21 protein-coding genes are annotated in these 23,164 nt (G+C 67.5%); 7 read left to right on the top strand and 14 right to left on the bottom strand.

Annotated elements, in window-relative coordinates; translation table 11 throughout:
• Positions 1-29: 29 nt before the first annotated feature.
• The 4 genes from RXV79_RS07820 (at position 30) to RXV79_RS07835 (ending at position 4,967) form a co-directional block, all read left to right on the top strand.
• Positions 30-1,535, top strand: a complete 1,506-nt coding sequence (locus RXV79_RS07820) for a tripartite tricarboxylate transporter permease (RefSeq protein ID WP_316702844.1) — start codon at positions 30-32, stop codon at positions 1,533-1,535.
• 114 nt (positions 1,536-1,649) lie between these two features.
• Positions 1,650-3,269, top strand: coding sequence for a gamma-glutamyltransferase family protein (locus tag RXV79_RS07825; protein WP_316702845.1), 1,620 nt, complete (start codon positions 1,650-1,652; stop codon positions 3,267-3,269).
• A 2-nt stretch (positions 3,270-3,271) separates the two neighbouring features.
• A complete protein-coding gene (locus RXV79_RS07830) occupies positions 3,272-4,183 on the top strand; it encodes a DMT family transporter (RefSeq protein ID WP_316702846.1) in 912 nt (303 codons plus the stop codon).
• Between the two features lie 4 nt (positions 4,184-4,187).
• Positions 4,188-4,967 carry an SDR family oxidoreductase gene (locus RXV79_RS07835; RefSeq protein WP_316702847.1) on the top strand — a complete coding sequence of 260 codons (780 nt, stop codon included), beginning with the start codon at positions 4,188-4,190 and terminating at the stop codon, positions 4,965-4,967.
• A gap of 288 nt (positions 4,968-5,255) precedes the next feature.
• On the opposite strand, the gene RXV79_RS07840 is transcribed toward RXV79_RS07835, so the two are convergent.
• Entirely contained in the window at positions 5,256-6,179 is a 924-nt protein-coding gene (locus RXV79_RS07840) for a DMT family transporter (RefSeq protein WP_316702849.1), read from the bottom strand.
• Between the two features lie 150 nt (positions 6,180-6,329).
• Between RXV79_RS07840 and RXV79_RS07845 the strand changes: the two genes are divergently transcribed.
• A complete protein-coding gene (locus RXV79_RS07845; protein ID WP_316702851.1) occupies positions 6,330-6,740 on the top strand; it encodes a BLUF domain-containing protein in 411 nt (136 codons plus the stop codon).
• A gap of 25 nt (positions 6,741-6,765) precedes the next feature.
• On the opposite strand, the gene RXV79_RS07850 is transcribed toward RXV79_RS07845, so the two are convergent.
• Positions 6,766-7,383 (bottom strand): winged helix-turn-helix domain-containing protein, encoded by a 618-nt coding sequence (locus RXV79_RS07850; protein ID WP_316702853.1) that lies wholly within the window; start codon positions 7,381-7,383, stop codon positions 6,766-6,768.
• A gap of 277 nt (positions 7,384-7,660) precedes the next feature.
• Between RXV79_RS07850 and RXV79_RS07855 the strand changes: the two genes are divergently transcribed.
• Entirely contained in the window at positions 7,661-9,232 is a 1,572-nt protein-coding gene (locus tag RXV79_RS07855) for a methyl-accepting chemotaxis protein (RefSeq protein WP_316702855.1), read from the top strand.
• A gap of 17 nt (positions 9,233-9,249) precedes the next feature.
• On the opposite strand, the gene RXV79_RS07860 is transcribed toward RXV79_RS07855, so the two are convergent.
• The 12 genes from RXV79_RS07860 to RXV79_RS07915 all read right to left on the bottom strand — a co-directional run bounded on the left by RXV79_RS07860 (position 9,250) and on the right by RXV79_RS07915 (position 22,730).
• Positions 9,250-10,359, bottom strand: a complete 1,110-nt coding sequence (locus RXV79_RS07860; protein WP_316702858.1) for a BMP family ABC transporter substrate-binding protein — start codon at positions 10,357-10,359, stop codon at positions 9,250-9,252.
• 133 nt (positions 10,360-10,492) lie between these two features.
• Entirely contained in the window at positions 10,493-11,116 is a 624-nt protein-coding gene (locus RXV79_RS07865; protein ID WP_316702859.1) for a serine O-acetyltransferase, read from the bottom strand.
• A gap of 70 nt (positions 11,117-11,186) precedes the next feature.
• On the bottom strand, positions 11,187-12,233 hold the full coding sequence (locus RXV79_RS07870; RefSeq protein WP_316702860.1) for an adenosine deaminase: 1,047 nt from the start codon (positions 12,231-12,233) through the stop codon (positions 11,187-11,189).
• Positions 12,233-13,225, bottom strand: coding sequence for an aromatic ring-hydroxylating dioxygenase subunit alpha (locus RXV79_RS07875; protein ID WP_316704017.1), 993 nt, complete (start codon positions 13,223-13,225; stop codon positions 12,233-12,235). Before RXV79_RS07875 ends, RXV79_RS07870 begins: the two co-directional genes overlap by 1 nt.
• 55 nt (positions 13,226-13,280) lie before the next feature.
• Positions 13,281-14,441 (bottom strand): BMP family ABC transporter substrate-binding protein, encoded by a 1,161-nt coding sequence (locus tag RXV79_RS07880; RefSeq protein ID WP_316702861.1) that lies wholly within the window; start codon positions 14,439-14,441, stop codon positions 13,281-13,283.
• Positions 14,442-14,511: 70 nt separating this feature from the next.
• A complete protein-coding gene (locus RXV79_RS07885; protein ID WP_316702862.1) occupies positions 14,512-15,432 on the bottom strand; it encodes an ABC transporter permease in 921 nt (306 codons plus the stop codon).
• Positions 15,432-16,511: an ABC transporter permease gene (locus RXV79_RS07890; RefSeq protein ID WP_316702863.1), complete on the bottom strand. Its 1,080-nt coding sequence runs from the start codon at positions 16,509-16,511 to the stop codon at positions 15,432-15,434. The genes RXV79_RS07885 and RXV79_RS07890 overlap by 1 nt, the downstream gene beginning before the upstream one ends.
• Complete coding sequence (locus RXV79_RS07895) at positions 16,498-18,024, bottom strand: ABC transporter ATP-binding protein (protein ID WP_316702864.1); 1,527 nt, start codon at positions 18,022-18,024, stop codon at positions 16,498-16,500. Before RXV79_RS07895 ends, RXV79_RS07890 begins: the two co-directional genes overlap by 14 nt.
• A gap of 2 nt (positions 18,025-18,026) precedes the next feature.
• Positions 18,027-19,253 (bottom strand): M20 family metallopeptidase, encoded by a 1,227-nt coding sequence (locus tag RXV79_RS07900; protein WP_316702865.1) that lies wholly within the window; start codon positions 19,251-19,253, stop codon positions 18,027-18,029.
• Complete coding sequence (gene uraD, locus RXV79_RS07905; RefSeq protein ID WP_316702866.1) at positions 19,250-21,013, bottom strand: 2-oxo-4-hydroxy-4-carboxy-5-ureidoimidazoline decarboxylase; 1,764 nt, start codon at positions 21,011-21,013, stop codon at positions 19,250-19,252. Before uraD ends, RXV79_RS07900 begins: the two co-directional genes overlap by 4 nt.
• Entirely contained in the window at positions 21,010-21,942 is a 933-nt protein-coding gene (gene puuE, locus RXV79_RS07910; RefSeq protein WP_316702867.1) for an allantoinase PuuE, read from the bottom strand. The genes uraD and puuE overlap by 4 nt, the downstream gene beginning before the upstream one ends.
• Complete coding sequence (locus RXV79_RS07915) at positions 21,939-22,730, bottom strand: GntR family transcriptional regulator (protein ID WP_316702868.1); 792 nt, start codon at positions 22,728-22,730, stop codon at positions 21,939-21,941. Before RXV79_RS07915 ends, puuE begins: the two co-directional genes overlap by 4 nt.
• Positions 22,731-22,810: 80 nt before the next feature.
• Between RXV79_RS07915 and uraH the strand changes: the two genes are divergently transcribed.
• Positions 22,811-23,164, top strand: a complete 354-nt coding sequence (gene uraH, locus RXV79_RS07920) for a hydroxyisourate hydrolase (RefSeq protein WP_316704020.1) — start codon at positions 22,811-22,813, stop codon at positions 23,162-23,164.

Genomic DNA, 23,164 nt, shown 5'->3' on the forward strand with positions numbered 1-23,164 from the left:
CAGACGCACTACTACAAATCGAGACGACCATGGAACTGATCAACAACCTGATGCTGGGTTTCGGCGTGGCCTTCACGCTGCAGAACCTGGCCTATGCCTTCTTCGGTTGCATCCTGGGCACGCTGATCGGCGTGCTGCCCGGCCTTGGCCCGGTGGCGACCATCGCGATGCTGCTGCCGTCGATCTACGCGCTCGACGCCACGCCCGCGCTCATCATGCTGGCCGGCATCTACTACGGCGCGCAGTACGGTGGCTCGACCACCGCCATCCTGATCAACGTGCCGGGCGAATCGTCGTCGGTCGTGACCGCGATCGACGGCTACCAGATGGCCCGCCAGGGCCGTGCCGGCTCTGCGTTGGCGGCGGCGGGCCTGGGCTCGTTCTTTGCCGGTTGCGTGGGCACGGTCATCATCGCGGCCTTCGCGCCGCCGCTCACCGAGCTGGCCTTCAAGTTCGGCCCGCAGGAGTATTTCTCGCTGATGGTGCTGGGCCTCATCGGCGCCGTGGTGCTGGCCTCGGGCTCGTTGCTCAAGGCCATCTCGATGATCATCCTCGGCCTCACGATGGCGCAGATCAACACCGACGTGATCTCCGGCACCGCGCGCTACAGCTTCGACATCCCCGAGCTGACCGACGGCATCGGCTTCGTCGTGATCGCGATGGGCCTTTTCGGCTTCGGCGAAATCATCGCCAACCTCGGCCAGCCCGCCGAGCACCGCGAGGTGTTCACGAAGGAAGTGAAAGGCCTGTGGCCCACGCGTGACGACTTCAAGCAGGCCTGGCCTGCGGTGCTGCGTGGCACGGCGCTCGGCTCCGTGCTGGGTGTGCTGCCAGGCGGGGGAGCGCTGCTGTCGTCGTTCGCCGCCTACACGCTCGAGAAAAAGATCGCTGGCGACACCGGCCGCTTCGGCAAGGGTGACATCCGCGGCGTGGCGGGCCCCGAGTCGGCCAACAACGCCGGCGCGCAGACCTCGTTCATTCCGATGCTCACGCTGGGCATCCCGCCCAATGCGGTGATGGCGCTGATGGTGGGCGCGATGACGATCAAGGGCATCCAGCCCGGGCCGCAGGTGATGACGAGCAACCCGCAGCTCTTCTGGGGCCTGATCGCCTCGATGTGGATCGGTAACCTGATGCTGGTGGTGCTCAACCTGCCGCTGATCGGCATCTGGATCAAGCTGCTGACGGTGCCCTACCGCTTCCTGTTCCCCGCGATCACGCTTTTCTGCTGCATCGGCGTGTACACCCTCAACAACAACAACTTCGACGTCTACATGACGGCGATCTTCGCGGTGATCGGCTACCTGTTCTACAAGCTGAGCTGTGAGGGTGCACCGTTGCTGCTGGGCTTCATCCTCGGGCCGATGATGGAAGAGAACCTGCGGCGTGCGCTGCTGCTCTCGCGTGGCGACTGGAGCACCTTCGTCGTGCGCCCGCTGTCGGCTGGCCTGCTGATCGCCGCGGTGCTGCTGGTGGTGATCGTGATGCTGCCGTCGATCAAGAAGAAGCGCGAAGAGGCCTTCGTCGAAGACTGACCGCTGGCCGTCTCGCACCGACAAGCCGCCTCTCAGGGCGGCTTGTTTGTTTTGGAGGCGACACGTCTCACCGAATCGGACTAACCTTCGGGCTCCCGAGATCGAGGATTACGCATGACGCACGCATTCGACTGGACCACCGGCTACCCCACTCAGCGCCTGCCCGTCTTCGGGCGCAATGTCGTCTCCACCTCGCACCCGGTCGCGGCGCAGGCGGGGCTTCGCATGCTGATGAAAGGGGGCAACGCGGTCGATGCGGCCATCGCCGCGGCGGCGGCCATGACGATCGTCGAGCCGGTGAGCAACGGGCTCGGCTCCGACTCCTTCTGCATCCTCTGGGACGGGCAGCAGCTGCACGGCCTCAACGCCTCGGGCCGCGCCCCGCAGGCCTGGACGCGCGGCTACTTCAAGGCCAAGTACGGCGACGACGCGAAGAGCCCGCCGCAGCGCGGCTGGGACAGCGTCACCGTGCCCGGGGCGGTGGCCTCGTGGGTGGCCTTGAGCGAGCGCTTCGGCAAGCTGCCCTTCGGCGACCTGCTCGAGCCCGCCATCGAGATCGCCGAGCGCGGTTATGCGGTGCCGGTGGTGGTGCAGCAGAAGTGGGCCGCGGCCACGCCGCTGCTGGCCGAGCTGCCCGGCTTCGCACAGAGCTTCATGCCGCATGGCCGCGCGCCCGAGGTGGGGGAGTTGTTCCGCTTCCCCGGTGCAGCGAAGTCGCTGCGCCTCATCGCGCAGAGCAAGGGCGCGGCGTACTACGGTGGCGAGATCGCCGAAGCCGCGGCGCGCCATGCGCGCGAGCACGGCGGCTCGATCACGGTCGAAGACTTCGCCGGCTACAAGCCCGAGTGGGTCACGCCCATCGGCAAGACCTATGGCAGCCACACGCTGCACGAGATCCCGCCGAACGGGCAGGGCATCGCGGCCCTCATTGCACTCGGCATCCTCTCGCACTTCGACCTCACGTCGATGAAGGTCGATGGGGTGGACTCGCAGCACCTGCAGATCGAAGCGATGAAGCTCGCCTTCGCCGACGTCTACCGCTACGTGGCCGAACCAGCGAGCATGGAGGTCACGGCCGAGCAGCTGCTCGACGATGCGTATCTCGCCTCGCGCGCCAGGCTCATCGACATGAAGCGCGCGCAGGACTTCGGCGCGGGCAACCCGGTGAAGGGCGGCACCATCTACCTCACCGCGGCCGACGAGCGCGGCATGATGGTGAGCTTCATCCAGAGCAACTTCCAGGGCTTCGGCTCGGGCGTGGTGGTGCCGGGCTACGGCCTGTCGATGCAGAACCGCGGTCACGCCTTCAGCCTCGATGCGAAGAGCGCCAACGTGGTGTCGCCGGGCAAGCGGCCCTTCCACACCATCATTCCCGCCTTCCTCACGAAAGACGGCCAGCCGGTGATGAGCTTCGGCGTGATGGGCGCCAACATGCAGCCGCAAGGCCATATGCAGACGCTCGTGCGCATGCTCGACTACCGCCAGCAACCGCAGGCCGCCTGCGATGCGCCGCGCTGGCGCTTCAACGCGGGCCTGGAGATCAATGTCGAGAGCGCGATGAACCCGGCCACCGTGCAAGGCCTCGCCGAGCGCGGGCACCAGATGGAGGTCATCAACGACTCCTACCAGGACTTCGGCGCCGGCCAGTTCATCTGGCGACTGGGCGACCCGGCAGTGGAAGGGTATGTGGCGGCGAGCGACCCGCGGCGTGACGGGCAGGCGGTGGTGTACTGAGCATGACCTCGGGCTCGCTTGCGGCGGCTGCGCCGCACAAGGCCCTGTGGCCGGGTTTCGTCTTCGCCGCACTCGGCGCCATCGCGTTCTCGGGCAAGGCCATCATCGTCAAGCTCGCGTACCGCTACGGGGTGGATGCGGTCACGCTCATCATGTACCGCATGCTGTTCGCGCTGCCGATGTTCCTGCTGCTGTCGTGGTGGTCGGGGCGCGGCAAGGCGGCGCTCACGCGGCGCGACTGGCTGGCCGTCACGGGCCTGGGCTTCAGCGGCTACTACCTCGCAAGCTTTCTCGACTTCGCCGGCCTGCAGTACATCACCGCGAGCCTGGAGCGGCTCATCCTGTACCTCAACCCGACGCTGGTGCTCTTTCTCGGCGTGGTGCTCTTCAAGCAGAAGGTGACGCGGCGGCAGCTCATCTCGCTGGCGGTGAGCTACTGCGGCGTGCTGCTCGTCTTCGGGCATGAGGTCACGCTCTTGGGCAGCAACGTGGCGCTGGGCGCCGCGCTCGTCTTCGGCAGCATGGTGAGTTATGCGCTCTACCTCGTCTACAGCGGCGAGGAGGTCAAGCGCCTGGGCGCGCTGCGCCTCACCGGCCTCGCGACCTCGATCGCTTGCGTGCTGTGCATCGCGCAGTTCTTCATCCTGCGGCCGGTGAGCGCGATGGCGGTGGCGCCCGAGGTGATCTGGCTCAGCGTGCTCAACGCGGTGGCCTGCACCTTCTGCCCGGTGCTGCTGGTGATGCTGGCCATCGAGCGCATCGGTGCATCGATGGCCACGCAGGTGGGCATGTTCGGGCCGTTGTCGACGATCCTGATGGGTGTGGTGATCCTGGGTGAGCCGTTCACCGCCTGGATCGCGGCCGGTACGGTTCTGGTTCTTGCGGGCATCTGGTTGCTCGCCAAATGGAGGTAGTCACATGGATCTCGGTATTGAAGGCAAGTGGGCGCTGGTGTGTGCGGCCAGCAAGGGCCTGGGCAAGGGTTGCGCGCAGGCGCTGGTGAAGGAGGGCGTGAACGTCGTCATCACCGCGCGCGGGGCCGAGGCGCTGGAGGCCACGGCGGCCGAGCTGCGGGCGCTGAAGGGCGGCGAGGTGCGCGCGGTCGCCGGCGACATCACCACGCCTGAAGGCCGCGCCGCAGCGCTCGCCGCCTGCCCGCAGGTCGACATCCTCGTCAACAACGCAGGCGGCCCGCCGCCCGGCGACTTCCGCGACTGGGACCGCGACGCCTGGATCAAGGCGCTCGACGCCAACATGCTCACGCCCATCGAGCTGATGAAGGCGGTGGTCGACCCGATGATGTCGCGCGGCTTCGGCCGCATCGTCAACATCACCTCGGCGGCGGTGAAGGCGCCGATCGACATCCTCGGTTTGTCGAATGGCGCTCGCTCGGGCTTGACGGGCTTCACGGCGGGCCTCGCGCGCAAGACGGTGGCGAAAGGGGTGACCATCAACGGCCTCCTGCCGGGCCCCTTCGACACCGACCGCCTGCGTGTGACGATGGCCGGGGCTGCAAAGGCCGGTGGCGTGAGCATCGACGCGATCGCCGATCAGCGCCGCAAGCAGAACCCGTCTGGACGCTTCGGCACGCCGGAAGAGTTTGGTGCGATGTGCGCCTTCCTCTGCAGCGTGCATGGGGGATTCATCACGGGGCAGAACATCCTGATGGATGGGGGCGCTTACCCGGGGACGTTCTGACCGTCGGCGGGTTCGGAGCGACGCATCGGCCACGGGGTGAGGGGCTCCGTTCATGTCCCTTGTTGATGAACGCTCCCGCGTTCATCAATTCATTCCTTTACTTCACTGCGCCCCTCACCCCGTGGCCGATGCTCGAACCGGTGGTGGCATGCGGCATGTCACCGGCCGTGCCGGCGCGCGGAGCTGGGGTGTCGCATGGAGCGAAGTAAAGGAGGAGCAAAAGATCGCGGGAGCGACCTTTTGCGGGGGACATGAGCGGAGTGCGACACCCCAGCTCCGCGTGCTCGCTCAGACCGAAGATCGCCGCGAATTCACCACGATCCCCGCACCGATCAGCACGAACGCCGCCACGTGATACCAGCGCGGCGCTTCGCCCAGCCACAGTGCCGACATCAGGGCCGCAAACACCGGCGTGAGGTTGCTGAAGAACGCCGCAATTGCCGGCCCGACGGTCGACACGCCTTCCCCCCAGAAGCGATAGGCGAGCAGCGACGGCCCGATGGCCACATACGCCAGCGCCAGAACGACCATCGGCGACCAGTGGATCTGCGCCGGGCTCACCACGGCTTCGACTCCCGCGGCGCCCGCCGCCCACGCCGTACCGAAGATCATCTGCACCACGAGCAACTCGGCCCAGCCCCAGTCGGGCCGTGCCTCGCCGCGCATGTGGGCGGGTGGGCGCGCCAGCAGCCAGCTGTACCAGGCCCAGAGCGCGATGGCCACGAGCATCAGCAAGTCGCCGGGCAACAGATGCAGGTCGAGCAGCACCTTCAGGTCACCGCGCGAGATCACAAGGGCCACACCCGCGAGTGACAAAACGGCGCCGACGATCTGCGGGCGTGTGGGGTGCTCGCGGTAAAAGAGGATGCCGAAGAGCAGCATCCACAGCGGCATGCTCGACAGGATCAGCGTGACGTTGATCGGCGTGGAGGTCTGCAGCGCCAGGTACTGCAGCGAGTTGTAGGTGCCCACGCCGAGCACACCGATGAGCGCGAGGTAGGGCCAGCGTTCGCGGATGTCTTGCGGCCGCCGCCACAGCCGCGTGGCGAAGGGCAGCAGCAGCACGAGGGCGATCGCCCAGCGCATCGCACTCAACGCCATTGGCGGCACGGTGCCCACGAGCGCCCGGCCGACGACGGCGTTGCCGGCCCACAGCAGGGGCGGCAAGGTGAGATAGAAGGCAACGCGCGGGGTGATGGGGTGCTGGGACATCCCGCGAGTGTCTCAGGGCTTGCGGCTGCGGGTGGCGGGTGTACCCACACGCGGAAATGGCGCGGTTTGGCAGGGTAGTTCGACCTGCCGGCGACGCGCGTGATCCGCTACGCTTGCGGCACTGCGCAGCGATCCGGCTGAGCCCGACCCATGCACACCTCCGACCCGCTCAGCCTTTCGCACGTTTTCTACGTCAGCCGCTCGCTGGCGACGCCGATCGAGGTCGACAGGATCCTTCGGTGTGCGCGCGAGCAAAACAGCCACCGAGGCGTCACGGGTTCACTGCTGTTCACCGGAGGCCACTTCGCACAGCTGCTGGAGGGCACGCCAGCAGCCGTGGCCGACACGATGGCCATCATCGGCGCCGACCGGCGGCATACGGCCGTGAAGCGTCTCGCCGAAGGCGATCTGAGCCAGCGCCGCTTCGGGGCCTGGAGCATGGCATTCGCCGAGGCGCCGGGGGCCGACGACCTCATCGAGCAACTGCTCTCGTCGGCCGAAGTGCCTCCGGAGCGCGCGCAGCGCCTGATGAGGCTGATGTTCGAGACGGCGCCCCTCTAGGGCCTGCTCGCAAGGCACCCGGGCTCTACGAGCCTCGCACGAGCGGCGCTCGAAACTCGTAGCCCACCCGCGCCACGGCGTGCACGGGCACGAATGCCTGGCCGGCCTGCTCGATGCGCTTTCGCAAGCGGTACAGGGTGGCATGCAGGGCGTTCTCGGTGGAGGCAGGCGCCGCATCGGGGCCCCAGAGGCGCTCGATCAAGGTGCGGCGCTCGACTTTGGCACCCTCCGCGTCTGCAAAGCAGCGCACGATCGCGAGATCGCTCTCGCTGAGGGTGATCTCGGTGCCATCGGGGGCCTGAAGCACGCCGCGCGATTCCAGCAAGGTCCAGGGATTTGGAGCGGCGCCAGGTGCTCCCGCTGCCGTCGACTGCAGCCGACGCCACACGGCGGCCACACCGGCCGACAGGTGATCGGCCGGCGCATCCGCCTTCAGCACCATGTCGGCTCCAGACTCCAGCGCCTGCACGAACTCTGACCCTTCTTCGCCGCCCAGCGCCACGATGCCGGCGACGCTGCGCCGGCGGATGAGCCGCACGAGGTCGATGCCTCGCACGCCCTGCTGCGCCAGTTCGACGACGTACAGGTCGAAGTCGTATGCGTTTGCGGAGAGCAGGAAGTCGTCACTGTCTTGGAAACGCACGATCTTTTCCGCCAGGGAACGAGGCGGGTCCCGCCTCTGGCCAATCCAGGCGAACGACGGGCTGCGCGGGTGGAGTTGTGGCTTCAAAAGCTGCAGTTGGTCTACCGATTTAGACAGAGGATATGTCAGTTCTGATGGGTTTTGGCGAGTGGGGAAAACGAAATATATCGAAGTAGACAGAGTGAAACAAGTCACGCAGGATAAGTTATGACGCATATGTAAATCAGTTCTGATGAGTTATCGTCGCTGCAATCCTTCAACAAGCAACGAGCGACTCATGAACATCAACGACCTGACCGTGCGCACCCGGCTCGGCATGGCCTTCGGCGGATTGGCGGCCATCGTCCTGCTGGTCTCCTGGCTGTCACTCCACGCGCTCGGAGACTCGAACCAGCGCTTCGCGCGCTATGTGGAAGGCATCAATGCACGCGCCAACCTGGTGGCCCAGGTGCGCGGCGCGGTCGACCGGCGTGCCATCGCGGCGCGCAATCTGGTGCTGGTGAAGAGCCCGAGCGAGCTGGCCGAAGAAAAGGCCGAGGTGGCCCGCGCGCACGAGGAGGTGCAGACGGGCCTCACGCAGCTCACCCAACTCTCGTCGGGCGACACCGACGCGTCCGCACGGGCCGCCAGCCTGATCGCAGAGATCGCGCGCGTCGAACGCGCCTATGGCCCGGTGGCATTGGCCATCGTCGAGCTCGCGTTGAGCCAGAAGAATGAGCAGGCCATCGCGAAGATGAACGAGGAGTGCCGGCCCTTGTTGGCTGCGTTGCTCAAGGCCACGAGCGACTTCGACAACTACACCCGGGCGCAGGCGCAGCAGCTGGTCACCGAAGGTGCGGCGCAGTACGCGCGTCAGCGCAACCTGCTCGTCCTCGGGTGCGTGCTGGCCTTCCTCGCCGCAGCGCTGGCCGGTGTGTGGATCACCCGCAGCCTCACACGCTCGCTGGGCGCCGAGCCCGGCGCGCTGGGCTTGATCGCGCAGCGCGTGACCAGCGGAGACCTCAGCCCCATCGCCCACGCCGAGCGTGCGCCCGCCGGCAGCGTGCTGGCCTCGCTCGCGGCCATGCAGGGGAGCCTCTCGCACATCGTGGGCCAGGTGCGCAGCGCCTCGGACTCCATCGCGACCGGCTCCTCAGAGATCGCCGCTGGCAACGCCGACCTGAGCCAGCGGACCGAAGAGCAGGCGAGCAACCTGCAGCAGACGGCGGCATCGATGGAGCAGCTCACCGGCACCGTCAAGAACACGGCCGAGACCGCGCAGCAGGCGAACCAGCTGGCCAGCGAAGCCTCCGCCGCGGCCACTCAAGGGGGCCGGGCTGTGGACCAGGTGGTGGCGACGATGCAGGACATCTCCGGCGCGTCGAAGCGGATCGCCGACATCATCGGCGTCATCGACGGGATCGCATTCCAGACCAACATCCTGGCCTTGAACGCGGCCGTGGAGGCTGCCCGCGCGGGCGAGCAGGGCCGGGGCTTCGCCGTCGTGGCCAGCGAAGTGCGCTCGCTGGCGCAACGCTCGGCCAACGCCGCGAAGGAAATCAAGACGCTGATCGGCGACAGCGTCGAGAAGGTCGAGGCAGGCTCACGCCAGGTCCACGAGGCGGGCCAGTCGATGAGCGCGATCGTCGGCCAGATCAACCACGTGAGCCGGTTCATCGAGCAGATCTCGCGCGCCACCTACGAGCAGACGAGCGGCATCGGCCAGGTGGGTGATGCCGTGAACCAGCTCGACCAGGTGACGCAGCAGAATGCTGCGCTCGTCGAAGAGAGCGCGGCGGCTGCGGAGAGCCTGCGCCATCAGGCCGCGCGCATGGCCGAGATGGTGGGCTTCTTCAAGCTTTCGGCCTGAGCCGCGGGCCTCGGGCCTCAGGGCTTGGGCAGGTTGCCCGTCACCCCGTCGACAAACCAGTTCATCTTGGCGAGCGAGGCATCGTCGAGCACGCCGCGCTCCTGCCGCACGGCGCCGGCGCTGTCGACGAGGCGCCCGGCGAAGGGGTGGAGCTTGCCTTTCACGATGTCGGCCTCGCGTGCCTTCACCAGGGCGACCACGTCGGCCGGGATCGAAGGCGAGAAAGGCGCGAAGGCGATGAAGCCGTCCTTCATGCCGCCCCACACCGGGGTGGCCTGCCACGTGCCTTTGCGCACGGCCTCGGCCACGCGCGTGTAGTACGCGCCCCACTGGTGGGTGATCGCGGTGAGCTGTGCATCGGGGGCGTGGCGGCTCATGTCGCTCTGGTAGGCGATCACGCGCACACCCTTGCTCGCGAAGTGCGCCTGGGCGGTCTGCGGCACGGCGGGCGAGCCGCTGTGGTTGGTCAGCACGTCGGCGCCCTGGTTGATGAGCGAAGTGGCGGCTTCGCGCTCGCGCGGCGGATCGAACCAGGTGTTGAGCCACACCACCTTGACCTGTGCCTTGGGGTTGACCGCGCGCATGCCCAGCGCGAAGGCGTTGATGCCCTGCACGACCTCGGGCACGGGAAAGCCGGCCACGTAGCCCGCGATGCCGCTCTTGCTCGTCTTGCCGGCCAGCAGCCCGGCCAGGTAGCGAGCTTCGTAGAAGCGTGCGTTGTAGGTGTTGAGGTTCTTCGCGGTCTTGAAGCCGCCGGCGTGTTCGAACACCACATCGGGGTGATCGGCGGCCACGCGCAGGGCCGGCTCGAGGTAGCCGAAGCTCGTGGCGAAGATGAGCTTGTGGCCTTGGGCCACGAGGTCGCGCATCACGCGCTCGGAGTCGGCGCCTTCGGCCACGGCTTCGACGGCGGTGGTGCTCACCTGTGCGCCAAGCGCCTTTTCCATCGCGAGGCGGCCGAGGTTGTGCTGGTAGGTCCAGCCGGCGTCGCCGATCGGGCTCACGTAGACAAAGCCGACCTTCAGCGGGGCGGGCGCCTTGGGCGCGGTCGTCTGTGCGGTGGCGGTGGTGGCTGCAATGGCAGCGAGCATCGCGGCCATGAGGCCGCGGGCGAGGTTTTGAAGCATGGTGTTCCTCTACATGGCCCCGGATGAAAGCGACAACGCCTGCGGGGGCACGCAGGCGGTTCGAGGCGCGGATTGTCGCAGACCCTCCCGGGGCTACGGTCGCGCAGCCCGGCAGGCGCCGGGCGGTGAGGGGTCAGACGGGCGGGGTGTCGGCTCCGAGCGAGCTGCGGGCCACGGCGGCCAGCGGCCGCACCTTGGCTTCGGCCGCGGCGCGTGCGGCGGCGCGGCGCTTGGCCAGTTCGCCCTCCTGCTCGCGCGGTACGCGCGGCTGGATCTTGGCCGGCACGCCGACCGCGATGGAGTTCGACGGCACGTCGGTGATGACCACCGCGTTGGCGCCGATCAGCACGTTGTCGCCGATGGTGATGGGCCCGAGGATCTTGGCCCCGGCGCCGATGTCCACGTTGTTGCCGATCACCGGCGCCACCGGCTCGTCGGTGTGGCGCAGGCCCACGCACACGTCGTGGCGCAGACGGCAGTTGTCGCCGAACTTCGCGTAGCCGCTGACGATGATGCCGCCGAAGTGGTCGATGACGAAGTTGCGGCCGACCTCCACTTCACACGGCAGGTCGATGCCGGTGAGGATCTGCACGAACTTGTAGGCGATCTTGTAGAGCAGCGACAGCGGCTTGCGGATCAAGGCCGGCTTGATGCCATAGCGCCAGCGCCCGAAGCGGTAGACGAGCATGACCCAGAAGCCCTGCTCCCACCAGCGGCCTCGGTAATTGCGCAAGTCTGCGCGGATGTGTTCGAACATGGTGGCGAAGGTTAGGGCCGCCCGATGACAGCCGTCTGTAGGACGGCGCCGCCTTCTTCACTGGCGCCCTCTAGGAGAAAACCCCGGCGAGCTGCTGCCGCCAGGCCTGTTTGTCGACCGCTGGCGCAAAGCTGGCGTCGATGCTGTTGAGCGCGAGTTGGTAGGCCTCCCGCGCACCCAGCGCAGGCAGTGAGTCGAAAGTCTCGAGAAAGTTCTGGTTGATGTAACCGCCGAAATACGCCGGGTCGTCGGAGTTGACGGTGACGCACAGTCCGGCGTCGAGCAGGCTCGCGAGGTTGTGCTGGTCCAGCGTCTTGAACACACACAGTTTCACATTCGAGAGCGGGCACACGGTCAGCGGCACCTGCTCGGCCGCGAGGCGCTGCACGAGCTTCGGGTCTTCGACGCAGCGCACGCCGTGGTCGATGCGCTCGACCTTGAGCACGTCGAGCGCGTTCCAGATGTACTCGGCCGGGCCTTCCTCGCCCGCATGGGCGACGAGGCGCAGGCCCAGCTCGCGGCACTTGGCATAGACGCGGGCGAACTTCTCGGGCGGGTTGCCCCGCTCGCCGCTGTCGAGGCCAACGCCGACGAAATGCGAACGCCAGGGCAGGGCGTCTTCGAGCGTCGCGAACGCAGCCTCTTCGCTCAGGTGGCGCAGGAAACACATGATGAGCAGCGAGCTCACGCCGAGTTCGCGCTTCGCCGTCTCGCAGGCGCGCGTGAGGCCCTTGACGACGGTCTCGAAACTCACGCCGCGCTCGGTGTGGGTCTGCGGGTCGAAGAAGAGTTCGGCGTGCACGACGTTGTCGGCCTTGGCGCGGCGGAAGTAGGCCATGGCCATGTCGAAGAAGTCTTCTTCCTTCAGCAGCACGCTCGCCCCGGCGTAGTAGATGTCAAGGAAGCTCTGCAGATCGGTGAAGGCATAGGCCTTTCGCAGCGCCTCGACGCTCGGGTAGGCGAGCTTCACGCCATTGCGTTGCGCGAGCTGGAAGATGAGCTCGGGCTCGAGCGAGCCTTCGATGTGCAGGTGCAGCTCGGTCTTGGGCATCGTGCGCAGCAGCTCGGGCAGGCGCTCGCGCGGGATCTTGCTGAAGTCAGGTGTCGCGGTGGTCATCAGCACACTCCAAAGGTGATGCCGCGGTCGGTGAGGAAGCGGCGGTAGGCGGCGGAACTGCGGTCGGCAGCGCAATGCACTTCGCCACCGTGTCCAGGGCCAAGAGACAGCGGCAGGCGCTTGGGGCTTTGCGATTCGAGCACGGGCTGGTCCTGCTGGAAGATGGTGTCTTGAAACGCCCGCAGCTGCGCGTCGTCCGAATCGAAATCGGTCACCGCGAGGCGGAACCACACGCGGCTGCGCTCGGGGTCGACCGGGCACACGAAGAGGCCGATCACGTCTTGATAGCCGGCCTGGGCCTGCGGCACCTTGGTGAGCTGCGCGCTGTAGGGGCCGGTGAGTTCGTAGCGGTATTCGACCTCGCTGCCTTGTGTCGACAGCCGGTTGCTCTGCGGCTGCCACGCGGTGCAGCCGTGGGCGATGAAGCCCTGCGGCGTGGCCTCGATGCGGTAGTCGGCGAGCGTGGCGTGGCCGCGGTCGCCGAGCCAGCCGTCGTGCACGAAGCCGAAGTGCGCGAGATCGAGGAAGTTCTCGACGATGCGCGGTGCGCTGGACTGCACCTCATACGGGCCGCAGAGCAGCTTGCGCAGACGCGGGTCGACTTCGGCGTCGAAGGCCGGAAGCGTGGTGTCGGCGGCTTGCAGGCGCAGCCAGACGAGGCCGTGCCGCTCCTGGATCTCGTGCGTGCACACCGCGTGGGTAGCCGGTGGCGTGAACGCAGGCAGCGCCGGGATGTGGCGGCACTGGCCGGTGGCGTCGAACTGCCAGCCGTGATACGGGCACTCGAGCCGCGAGCCCGCCTCGCCGTGCAGCACACGCCCCAGCGACAGGCGCGTGCCGCGGTGCGGGCAACGGTCGGGGAAGGCCCGGGCCGTGCCGCTCGCATCGCGCCATAGCGCGAAGTCCTGCGAGAGCAGGCGCACGGGCAGCGGCACGTCGGCCACGATCGAAGCGCTCGCCGCCACGGGGTGCCAGAGGGTCGATTCGTTCATCTTGAGCGAAGAAGGCCGCACGGTGGCGGCCTTCGTCATGGCTTGGGCCGTGCGCTTACTTCGCGCCGGGCACCTTGCCTTCGACGCCCTTCACATAGAAGTTCACGCCGCTCAGGAACTTGTCGTCGGCGGTCTCGTCTTTCTTGACCACTTCCTTGCCGTCCTGGCCGAGGATCGGGCCCTTCCAGATCGCAAAGCTGCCGTCTTTCAAGCCGGACTTCACCGTCTCGACCTTGGTCTTGATCTCGGCGGGCACCTTGTCGGAGATCGACACGATGTCGATCGCGCCTTCCTTCACACCCCACCACACCGCGCCGGTCGCCCAGGTGCCTTCGAGCGCATCCTTGGTGGCCTTGATGTAGTACGGGGCCCAGTTGATGATCGACGAGGCCAGGTGCGCTTCAGGCGAGTACGACGACATGTCGCTGTCCCAGCCGAAGGCGTACTTGCCGGCCTTGCCGGCCGTCTTGAGCACGGCGGACGAGTCGGTGTTCTGGAACAGCACGTCAGCACCGCCGTTGAGCAGCGATTGCGCGGCCTCGGTTTCCTTCGGCGGGTCGAACCACTTGTTGACCCAGACCACCTTGGTCTTGATCTTCGGGTTCACCGACTGCGCACCGAGCGTGAAGCTGTTGATGTTGCGGATCACCTCGGGGATGGGCACCGAGCCCACCACGCCGAGCGTGTTGGTCTTGGTCATCGCGCCCGCGATGATGCCGGCCATGTAGGCGCCTTCGTAGGTGCGGCTGTCGTAGGTCCGCATGTTCTCGGCCGTCTTGAAGCCGGTGGCGTGCTCGAACTTCACGTCCTTCGCTTCGGGGGCCACCTTGAGCATGGAGTCCATGTAGCCGAAGGTGGTGCCGAAGATGAGCTTGTTGCCCTGGCCGATCATGTCGCGGAACACACGCTCGGCGTCGGCGGCCTCGGGCACGTTTTCGACGAAGCTCGTCTGCACCCGGTCGCCGAATTCCTTCTCGATGGCCTTGCGGCCGTTGTCGTGCGCGAAGGTCCAGCCGCCGTCGCCCACCGGGCCGATGTAGGCGAAGGCGATCTTCAGCGGGGCCGGCTTGGCCGGGGCCGAGGCGGCCACCGGGGCGGAAGCGGCCGGTGCGGGAGCAGCCTCTTCCTTCTTGCTGCAACCCACCAGCGCCGCGGCGCCTGCGAGGGTGCTCCAGCCTGCGATCTTCAGCAGGGCACGTTTCGAGAGTCGTGTCATGTCATCTCCAGATGAAAGGTCGGCGCTTGTGGCGCACGCAATGAGGTGGGTGCAACAGCACCTCGGATTATCAACTCCCAGGAAAGAACGGCTTGCCCAGCGAGGCCGGCATGTTCACGCGGATCCAGGTGGCGTTGCGCGAGATCAGCACCAGCACGACGATGGTGGCAAGGTAGGGCAGCATGGTCAGCAACTGGCTCGAGATCTGCACGCCTTCGCCTTGCAGGTGAAATTGCAGCATCGTCACACCGCCGAACAGGTAGGCACCGAGCAATACCCGTGCCGGGCGCCAGGTGGCGAAGGTGGTGAGCGCGAGCGCGATCCAGCCCTTGCCGGCCACCATGCCCTCGACCCAGAGGGGCGTGTAGACGGTCGAGATGTAGGCGCCCGAGATGCCGCAGAGTGCACCGCCCACCATCACCGCCAGCAGGCGGATGCGCCGCACCGGGTAGCCGAGGGCATGCGCCGACTCGGGCGACTCGCCCACGGCCCGCAGCACGAGCCCTGCGCGCGAGCGGTAGAGAAACCAGGCGAGGGCGATCGTGAGCGCGATGGCGATGTAGACCATCGCATGCTGGCGGAAGAGGGCCGGCCCGATGAACGGGATGTCGCCCAGCACCGGGATGTGCAGCGGCGGCCGCTCGGGCAGCCGCTCCTGTGTGTAGCGGATGCCGATGAAGGCCGAGAAGCCGGTGCCGAAGAGGCTGAGCGCGAGGCCCGTGGCGTATTGGTTGGTGTTGAGCCAGATCACGAGCAGGCCGAACACCGCCGCCAGCAGCGCCCCGGCGAGTGCGCCGGCCCCCAGGCCCACCCACGGGCTGCCTGTGTGCACCGCCGCGGCGAAGCCGGCGATGGCGGCCACGAGCATCATGCCCTCGGCCCCGAGGTTGACGATGCCCGAGCGCTCGTTGATGAGCAGGCCGAGCGCGGCGAAGGCGATCACGGTGCCCGCGTTGAGCGTGGCGGCGATGAGCAGGGCGAAGGCATCCATCAGGCGGCTCGCGCAGTGGCGTGGCGCGCAACCCAGCGCACGCGGTAGTGGATGAGCGTGTCGCAGGCCAGCAGCGTGAAGAGCAGCAGCCCCTGGAATACACCCGTCAGTGATTTGGGCAACCCCAGGCGCGACTGCGCGAGCTCACCGCCGATGTAGAACATGCTCATGAGGATGGCCGAGAACACGATGCCCACCGGGTGCAGCCGCCCGACGAAGGCCACGATGATGGCCGCGAAACCGTAGCCCGCCGGCACGTGCGGCGTGAGCTGCCCGAGCGGGCCCGCCGCTTCGAGCGCACCGGCCAGCCCCGCCATGCCGCCCGAGAGCAGCAGAGCCGTCCACAGCGCCTTGCGCGACGAGAAGCCGGCGTAGCGAGCGGCGGCTGGGGCGAGACCGCCCACCTGCAGCTGGTAGCCCGCGTAGCTGCGGAAGAGGAAGAGCCAGAAGAGGGCCACGCAGGCGAGTGCGATGAGCAAGCCGATGTTCACGCGAAACCCGGTGGCGAGCTTCGGGATCTGCGTGACCGCGAGGAAGTTGATCGTCTGCGGGAAGTTGTAGCCGTTCGGGTCTTTCCAGGGCCCGTAGACGAGGTAGCTCAGCACCATGTCGGCCACGTAGACGAGCATCAGGCTCACGAGGATCTCGCTCGCATTCGCCTTGTCGCGCAAGAAGGCCACGATGCCGGCCCACAGCATGCCGCCCAGCACGCCGGCCAGCAGGATGGCGACGACGATCAAGCGGCTCGTGTCCTTGCCGGCCATCATGGCCACGCCGCTCGCGAAGATCGCACCGAAGATGAACTGGCCCTCGGCGCCGATGTTCCACACGTTGGAGCGGAAACACACCGCGAGGCCGAGCGCGATCAGCAGCAGCGGCGTGGCCTTCATCGCGAGTTCGGTGAGCGCGTAGACGCTCTTGACCGGCTCCACGAAGAAGGCCTGAAGGCCGCGCAGCGGGTCCTTGCCCAGCAGGGCGAAGAGCACGACGCCGATGAGCACCGTGATGGCCAGCGCCAAGAGCGGCGACAGCACCGACATCATCCGGCTCGGCTCGGGCCGGGTCTCAAGCTTCAGCATGGGCGCTCTCTTCGGTGGGCTCTTTCGTCCAGAGGCCCGACATCCAGGCGCCGATCTGGGGAATGGTGGCGTCGCGCGTGGCGATGGAGGGTGACATGCGGCCCTGGGCGATGACGAGCAGCCGGTCGCTGATCTCGAAGAGCTCGTCGAGCTCCTCGCTCACCACGAGCAGCGCGCAGCCGGCGTCGCGCAGCGTGAGCAGCTCACCGCGGATCTGCGCGGCGGCGCCCACGTCCACGCCCCAGGTGGGTTGCGAGACGATGAGGAGCTTCGGCTTCGCATCGATCTCGCGGCCGACGAGGAACTTCTGCAGGTTGCCGCCTGAGAGACTCTTGGCCGCCGCATCGGGCCCGCCGGCCTTGACGTTGAAACGCTGGATGAGCGACTGCGCCAGCGCCCGCACCTGCCCCGTGCGCAGCCAGCCGCCGCGCCCCACCGCCTCGGTGCGCGTGAGCAGCGTGTTCTGCGCGAGCGAGAGCGTGGGCACGGCGCCGCGGCCGAGGCGTTCTTCCGGCACGAAGTGCAGGCCCGCCGCGCGGCGCACCTGCGGGGGCTTGTGCGCGATGGGCTGGCCGAAGAGCTGGATGCTCGCGGCGGCGGCGCGTGTGTCTTCGCCGGAGAGCGCGGCCATCAGCTCCTGCTGCCCGTTGCCCGAGACGCCGGCGATGCCGACGATCTCGCCAGCGCGCACCTCGAAGCCGATGCCGTGCAGGCTCATGCCGAACTGGTCGAGCTTGGGCAGCGTGAGCTCGCGCACCGCGAGCACCACCTCGCCAGGCGTGCGCGGCTCGTGCTTGAGTTGCGGCGGCTCGGCACCGATCATGAGGCGCGAAAGGCTGGCGTTGGTCTCCTGCGTCGGGTCGACCTCGCCGGTGACCCGGCCCGCGCGCAGCACCGTGCAGTGGTGGCACAGCGCGCGGATCTCGTCGAGCTTGTGGCTGATGTAGAGGATGCTGCAGCCTTCGCTCGCGAGCTTGCGCAGGGTGACGAAGAGCGTCTCGACCGCCTGGGGCGTGAGCACCGAGGTCGGCTCGTCGAGGATCAGCAGCTTCGGGTGCGTCATCAGCGCCCGCACGATCTCGACGCGCTGGCGTTCGCCGACCGAGAGCGTGTGCACGGGGCGCAGCGGCTCCACGTCGAGGCCGTAGTCTTTCGAGACCTTCGTGATGCGCTCGGTGACCTCGGCCAGCGTGAGCGACTTGTCGAGACCGAGCCACACGTTCTCTGCCGCCGTGAGCGTGTCGAAGAGGCTGAAGTGCTGGAACACCATGCTGATGCCCAGCGCCCGCGCTTCGGCCGGCGTGCGCACCTGCACCGGCTCACCGTTCCAGCGGATCTCGCCTTCGTCGGGCCGCACCGCGCCGTAGATCATCTTCATCAGCGTGGACTTGCCCGCACCGTTTTCCCCCAGCACGGCGTGGATCTCGCCCGGCTTCACGCGCAGGCTCACCTGATCGTTGGCCTTGACGGCGGGGTAGCTCTTGCTGAGCTTGAGAAGTTCCAGGCGAAGCATGGTCAGCGGAGAAGGTCGTAGAGGGTGCGGGCCACGACTTTCGTGGCGCGGCGCAGGTCTTCCAGCACCAGGTGCTCGTCGGCCCGCTTCGCATTGGACTCCAGCACGGTACGCGGCCCCGCGCCGTAGATGACAGCGGGGATGCCCTGGGCACAGTAGAGGCGCACGTCGGTGTAGAGCGGTGTGCCCATTGCCGGGATGGCTTCGCCGAACACCGCTTGCGCGTTCTTCTGCAAGGCTTCGACGAGCGGCTGGTTGCCCGGCAGGGGCTTCAATGAATGCGCCAACAGCAGGCGTTTGATGTCGACCGTGATGCCCGGGCATGCGGCCGCGGCATCGGCGATCACCTGGCGGATGCTGGCTTCCACGGCCGCCGGGTCTTCCTCGGGGATCATGCGCCGGTCGAGCTTCAGCACCACCTTGCCCGGCACGACGTTGGTGTTGGTGCCGCCCTCGATGCGGCCGACGTTGAGGTAGGGGTGGGTGATGCCCGGCACCTTCGACGTGGTTTGTTGGTAGAGCGTGTTCTGCGCATAGAGCGCGTTGAGGATCGCGACCGCACCCTGCAGCGCATCGACGCCGGTCGTGGGAATGGCCGCGTGCGCCATCTTGCCGTGCACCGTGACTTCCATCTGCAGGCAGCCGTTGTGCGCGGTGACCACTTCGTAGCTGAAGCCGGCGGCGATGAGGTAGTCGGGTTTCGTGAGCTGGTGCTTGAGCAGCCAGCCCGGGCCGAGCTCGCCGCCGAATTCCTCGTCGTAGGTGAAGTGCAGCTCCACGCCGCCCTTGAGGGGCGCGCCCAGCGATTCGAGGGCGCGCACGGCGAAGGTGAAGGTGGCGAAGTCGCTCTTGCTCACCGCCGCGGCGCGGCCGTAGAGCTTGCCGTCTTCGACCTCGCCGCCATACGGGTCGTGCACCCAGCCTTCGCCAGGGGGCACCACATCGCCGTGGGCGTTGAGCGCGATGGTTTTCCCTTCGCCGTAGGGGCGGCGCACGATCAGGTTGGTGATCGATTGAAGGCCGTAGGCGCGCACCTCGTCTTCCGGCACGGGGTGGCGCTCGGCTTCCATGTCGAAGGCCAGCAGCAGCTCGGCGGTGCGCTCGGCGTGCGGCGCGTTGTTGCCGGGTGGCGTGTCGGTGGGCACCTGCACCAGTGATTGCAGGAAGCGCACCTCTTCGTTGAAGTGCTCGTCGACCCAGGCGTCGAGGTCGTGGTGGCGGCTGTTCATGGACGTTCCTCCGCCAATTGGTTCAGCAGGGTCTGGAAGGCTTCGACGCAGAGCTGCGCGTCGTCGCTCGTGATCGTCTCCAGCGGGTTGTGGCTGATGCCGGAGTTGCCACCGCGCAGGAAGAGCATGGCCTGCGGCATCACCTCGTGCAGCTTCATCGCATCGTGACCGGCGCCGCTGGGCATGCGGTGAACCGGCAGGCCGAGCGACTCGACGGCGCGTTCCCAACGCCGGTGCCAATCGGGGGCGCTGGGCGCGGCCGGGGCGCGCAACGTTTCCTCCAGCCTGCAGTGCAGACCCCGGCGCTGGGTGATGGCGCGGATCTCGGCGAGCACGTCGTGCACCATCGCATCGCGCACCTCGTCGGTGGTGGCGCGGATGTCGAGGCTGAACTTGCAGCGGCCCGGCACCACGTTGATCGAGCCCGAGGGCACTTCCAGCATGCCGACCGTACCCACCAGGTGCGGCACCTGGGCGGCACGCTTTTCCACGTAGAGCAGCAGCTCGGCCACGGCCGCGGCGGCATCGCGGCGCCGGTCCATCGGCGTGGTGCCGGCGTGGCTCGCGGTGCCGACCATCTCGCCGAGCATGCGCACACTGCCGTTGATGGACGTCACCACGCCCAGCGGCAGGTCGATCTCGTTGAGCACCGGCCCCTGCTCGATGTGCACCTCGACGAAGCCGAGGTAGCGCGAGGGGTGGCGCTGCATCCACGAGATTCGTTTGGGGTCGAGGCCGGCCGTGGCCATCGCGTCGCGCATCGCGATGCCGTCGGCGTCGCGTTGGTCGAGCCAGCTTGGGTCGAAGTGGCCGATGACGGCGCCCGAGCCAAGGAAGGTGGCCTTGTAGCGCTGGCCTTCCTCTTCGGCGAAGGCGATCAGCTCGATGTCGAATGGCAGGCGCTTGTGCTGGCGGTGCAGCTCGCGCACGCACACCATCGGCACGAAGATGCCCAGGCGGCCGTCGTACTTGCCGCCGTTGCGCACGGTGTCGAAGTGGCTGCCGGTCAGCAGGCGCGGGGCCTCTTCCTGCGTGCCGTGGTACACACCGACCACATTGCCCACGGCGTCGATCTCGACTTCGTCGAAGCCGCAATCGCGCATCCAGTAGGCGAGCTGCTTCTGGCAGGCGATGTGGGCCGGGGTGAGGTAGGTGACGGTGAGCGCGTCTTCCACGTCGCTGTGCTGCGCGAGGAGCTCGGCGCAGTCCCACACCTGGTTGCCGAGCGTGGGCTCGACGCCGAATCTGTCGTTCAGCCGCAGCTCGGCGATGCGATGGATGTTGCGCAGGCACTCGGCGCGCTCGAAGTCGGCGTGGCCTTCGAGCCGGCGCGCGAAGGTGGCGATGATCTGCTGCCGCGTGAGCCCGGTTCCGCGCGGGCCGCGCACCGCGAGGATGAAAGGCCAGCCGAACTTGGCGTGGTACTCGGCGTTGAGGCGCTGCAGCGCGGCCAGCTCTTCGGGCGAGCAGGCCTTGAGGCCCGCGGTGTGTTGCTCGTGGCTGGATTCGGCCGTGAGCTGGCCTTGTTCGGCGAGCTTGCCGGCCAGTTCGGGGTGGGCCTGGATGAGGGCGAGTTGCTGGGCGGGCTCGGCTTCCCGCACCGTCTGCGCCATGGCGTGCTTCAGCGCCGCGAGGCTCTTGAATGGTCGCTGCGCGAGTGCCTTCTCCGCGATCCACGGCGAGTGCTCGTAGATGCCTGCGAGCATCTGCAGCGCCTCTTCGGGCGCCGCGGTGTTGAGTTGATCCAGCGTGAGGTTCATGCCGGCGCCGGGTGGGTCTGTTTCCAATGCCGCGCGATGTCGATGCGTCGGCACACCCACACCTTGTCGTGGGCGAGCACATGGTCGAGAAAGCGCTGCAGCGAGCCGATGCGCCCGGGCTTGCCCAGCAGGCGGCAGTGCATGCCGATGCTCATCATCTTGGGCGCGGAGTCACCCTCGGCATACAGCGCGTCGAAGCTGTCGCGCAGGTAGGTGAAGAAATGGTCGCCGGTGTTGAAGCCCTGCGTCTGCACGAAGCGCATGTCGTTGCAGTCGAGCGAGTAGGGCACCACGAGGCGCTGCTCGACGCTGCCGTCGCTCTTGGTGACCGGCATCCAGAACGGCAGGTCGTCGCCGTAGTAGTCGCTGTCGTATTCATAGCCGCCGTGCTCGGCCACCAGCCGGCGCGTGTTGGGGCTGTCGCGGCCGGTGTACCAGCCGAGCGGCCACGCACCGCCGGTCATCTCTTTCAGGACCTGCGTGCCGAGCTCCATGTGGCGGCGCTCAGTGGCCTCGGGAAGGTTTTGATAGTGGATCCAGCGCAGGCCGTGGTTGGCGATCTCGTAGCCGTTGTCCATGAAGCACGAGAGCAGCTCCGGGTAGCGCTGCATCGCCATGCCGACCGCGAAGATGGTCATCGGCAGCTTGCGTTTTTCGAACTCGCGCAGGATGCGCCACACGCCCACGCGCGAGCCGTATTCGTACATCGACTCGATGGTCATGTGCCGGCTCTCGTAGGCCTGCGCGGTGATCAGCTCGGAGAGGAAGGTCTCGGAGGTGGGGTCGCCGTGCAGCGGGTTGTTCTCGCCGCCCTCTTCGTAGTTGAGGACGAACTGCACGGCGATCCTCGCGCCGTTGGGCCATTGGGCGTGGGGCGGGTTGCGGCCGTAGCCTTTGAGGTCGCGTGGATAGGTCTGTTCGCTGGTCATGGGGTGTCTCCGGCATGCAGCACCGACGGCAAGTCTGGCACCCGGGGGTTCAGGCGCAGGTTGCGCTCGACATTGTGCAGATGGCTTTGCATGAGCTTGACGGCGGCGCGGGCATCGCGCGCGGCGAGCGCATCGACGATGGCCACGTGCTCTGCAAAGGAGTGTTCGGCCGAATGGGCGGACTGGTACATCAAGGAGATCAGCGAACTGCGTGACACCAGCTCTCGCAAGATGTCGGCCAGCGCCTCGTTGCCGAGCATGCGCGCCAGCACGACATGGAAGTCGGCCAGCAGGTGCGTGCGGCCCGGCACGTCGGTGCGCTGCACGGCGGCTTCTTCGTCGCGCAGGTGCTGGCGCAGTTGTGCGATCTGCGGCTCGCTCAACTCGGCGGCGGCGCGCTTGATCATCGCGGCCTCGAGCATCTGCCGCACTTCGAACACCTGGCGCGCTTCTTCCTCGCTCGGCTGGGCGACGCGCGCGCCACGTGCCTGCGTGAGCGTCACGAGCTTGTCGCGGCTCAACTGGTGCAAGGCTTGCCGCACGATGGTGCGCGAGACCTTGAAGATGTCGGCGATCTTCTGCTCGGCGAGCTTGGTGCCCGGCATGAGGCGCCGCTCGACGATGGCGGCGGTGATGGCCTCGGCGATGCGGCGGGTGGTGTCTTGCAACTCGGCCTCGGCCACGGCGGGCCTGCGCTTGCTGCCTAAGGCGGCCTGCTTCTTGCCTGCAGCTGCCTTGCCTCGGGCCACCGGGCGGATGGCAGTCAGGTTGGCAGGGGAGCGCGGCATATGCGAGTGACTAGGCGGTGTGCTGCAAACTGTATACACTTTTCCGCGTCTTGCAACCTGCATTCCAACCCGAGGCCGACATGGGCAAGCTCACCACCCACGTGCTCGACACCATGAACGGCTGCCCCGCGGCCGGCATGCTGGTGGCGCTCTACCGCATGGACGGCGGGCAGCCAACGCTGCTCAAACAGCTGGCGCTCAACCACGACGGCCGCGCCGATGCGCCATTGCTCGATGACACGACGTTCAAGACCGGCACCTATCGCCTCGTCTTCGAGGTGGCCGCCTATTTCCGCGGCCGTGGGGTGATCCTGCCCGAGCCGCCCTTCGTCGACGCCGTGCCCATCGACTTCGGCCTCGCGAACCCCTTGCAGCACTACCACGTGCCGCTGCTGGCGAGCCCCTGGGCCTATTCCACCTACCGCGGAAGCTGA

The sequence above is a fragment of the Piscinibacter gummiphilus genome (assembly GCF_032681285.1).
Lineage (GTDB): Bacteria > Pseudomonadota > Gammaproteobacteria > Burkholderiales > Burkholderiaceae_C > Rhizobacter > Rhizobacter gummiphilus_A.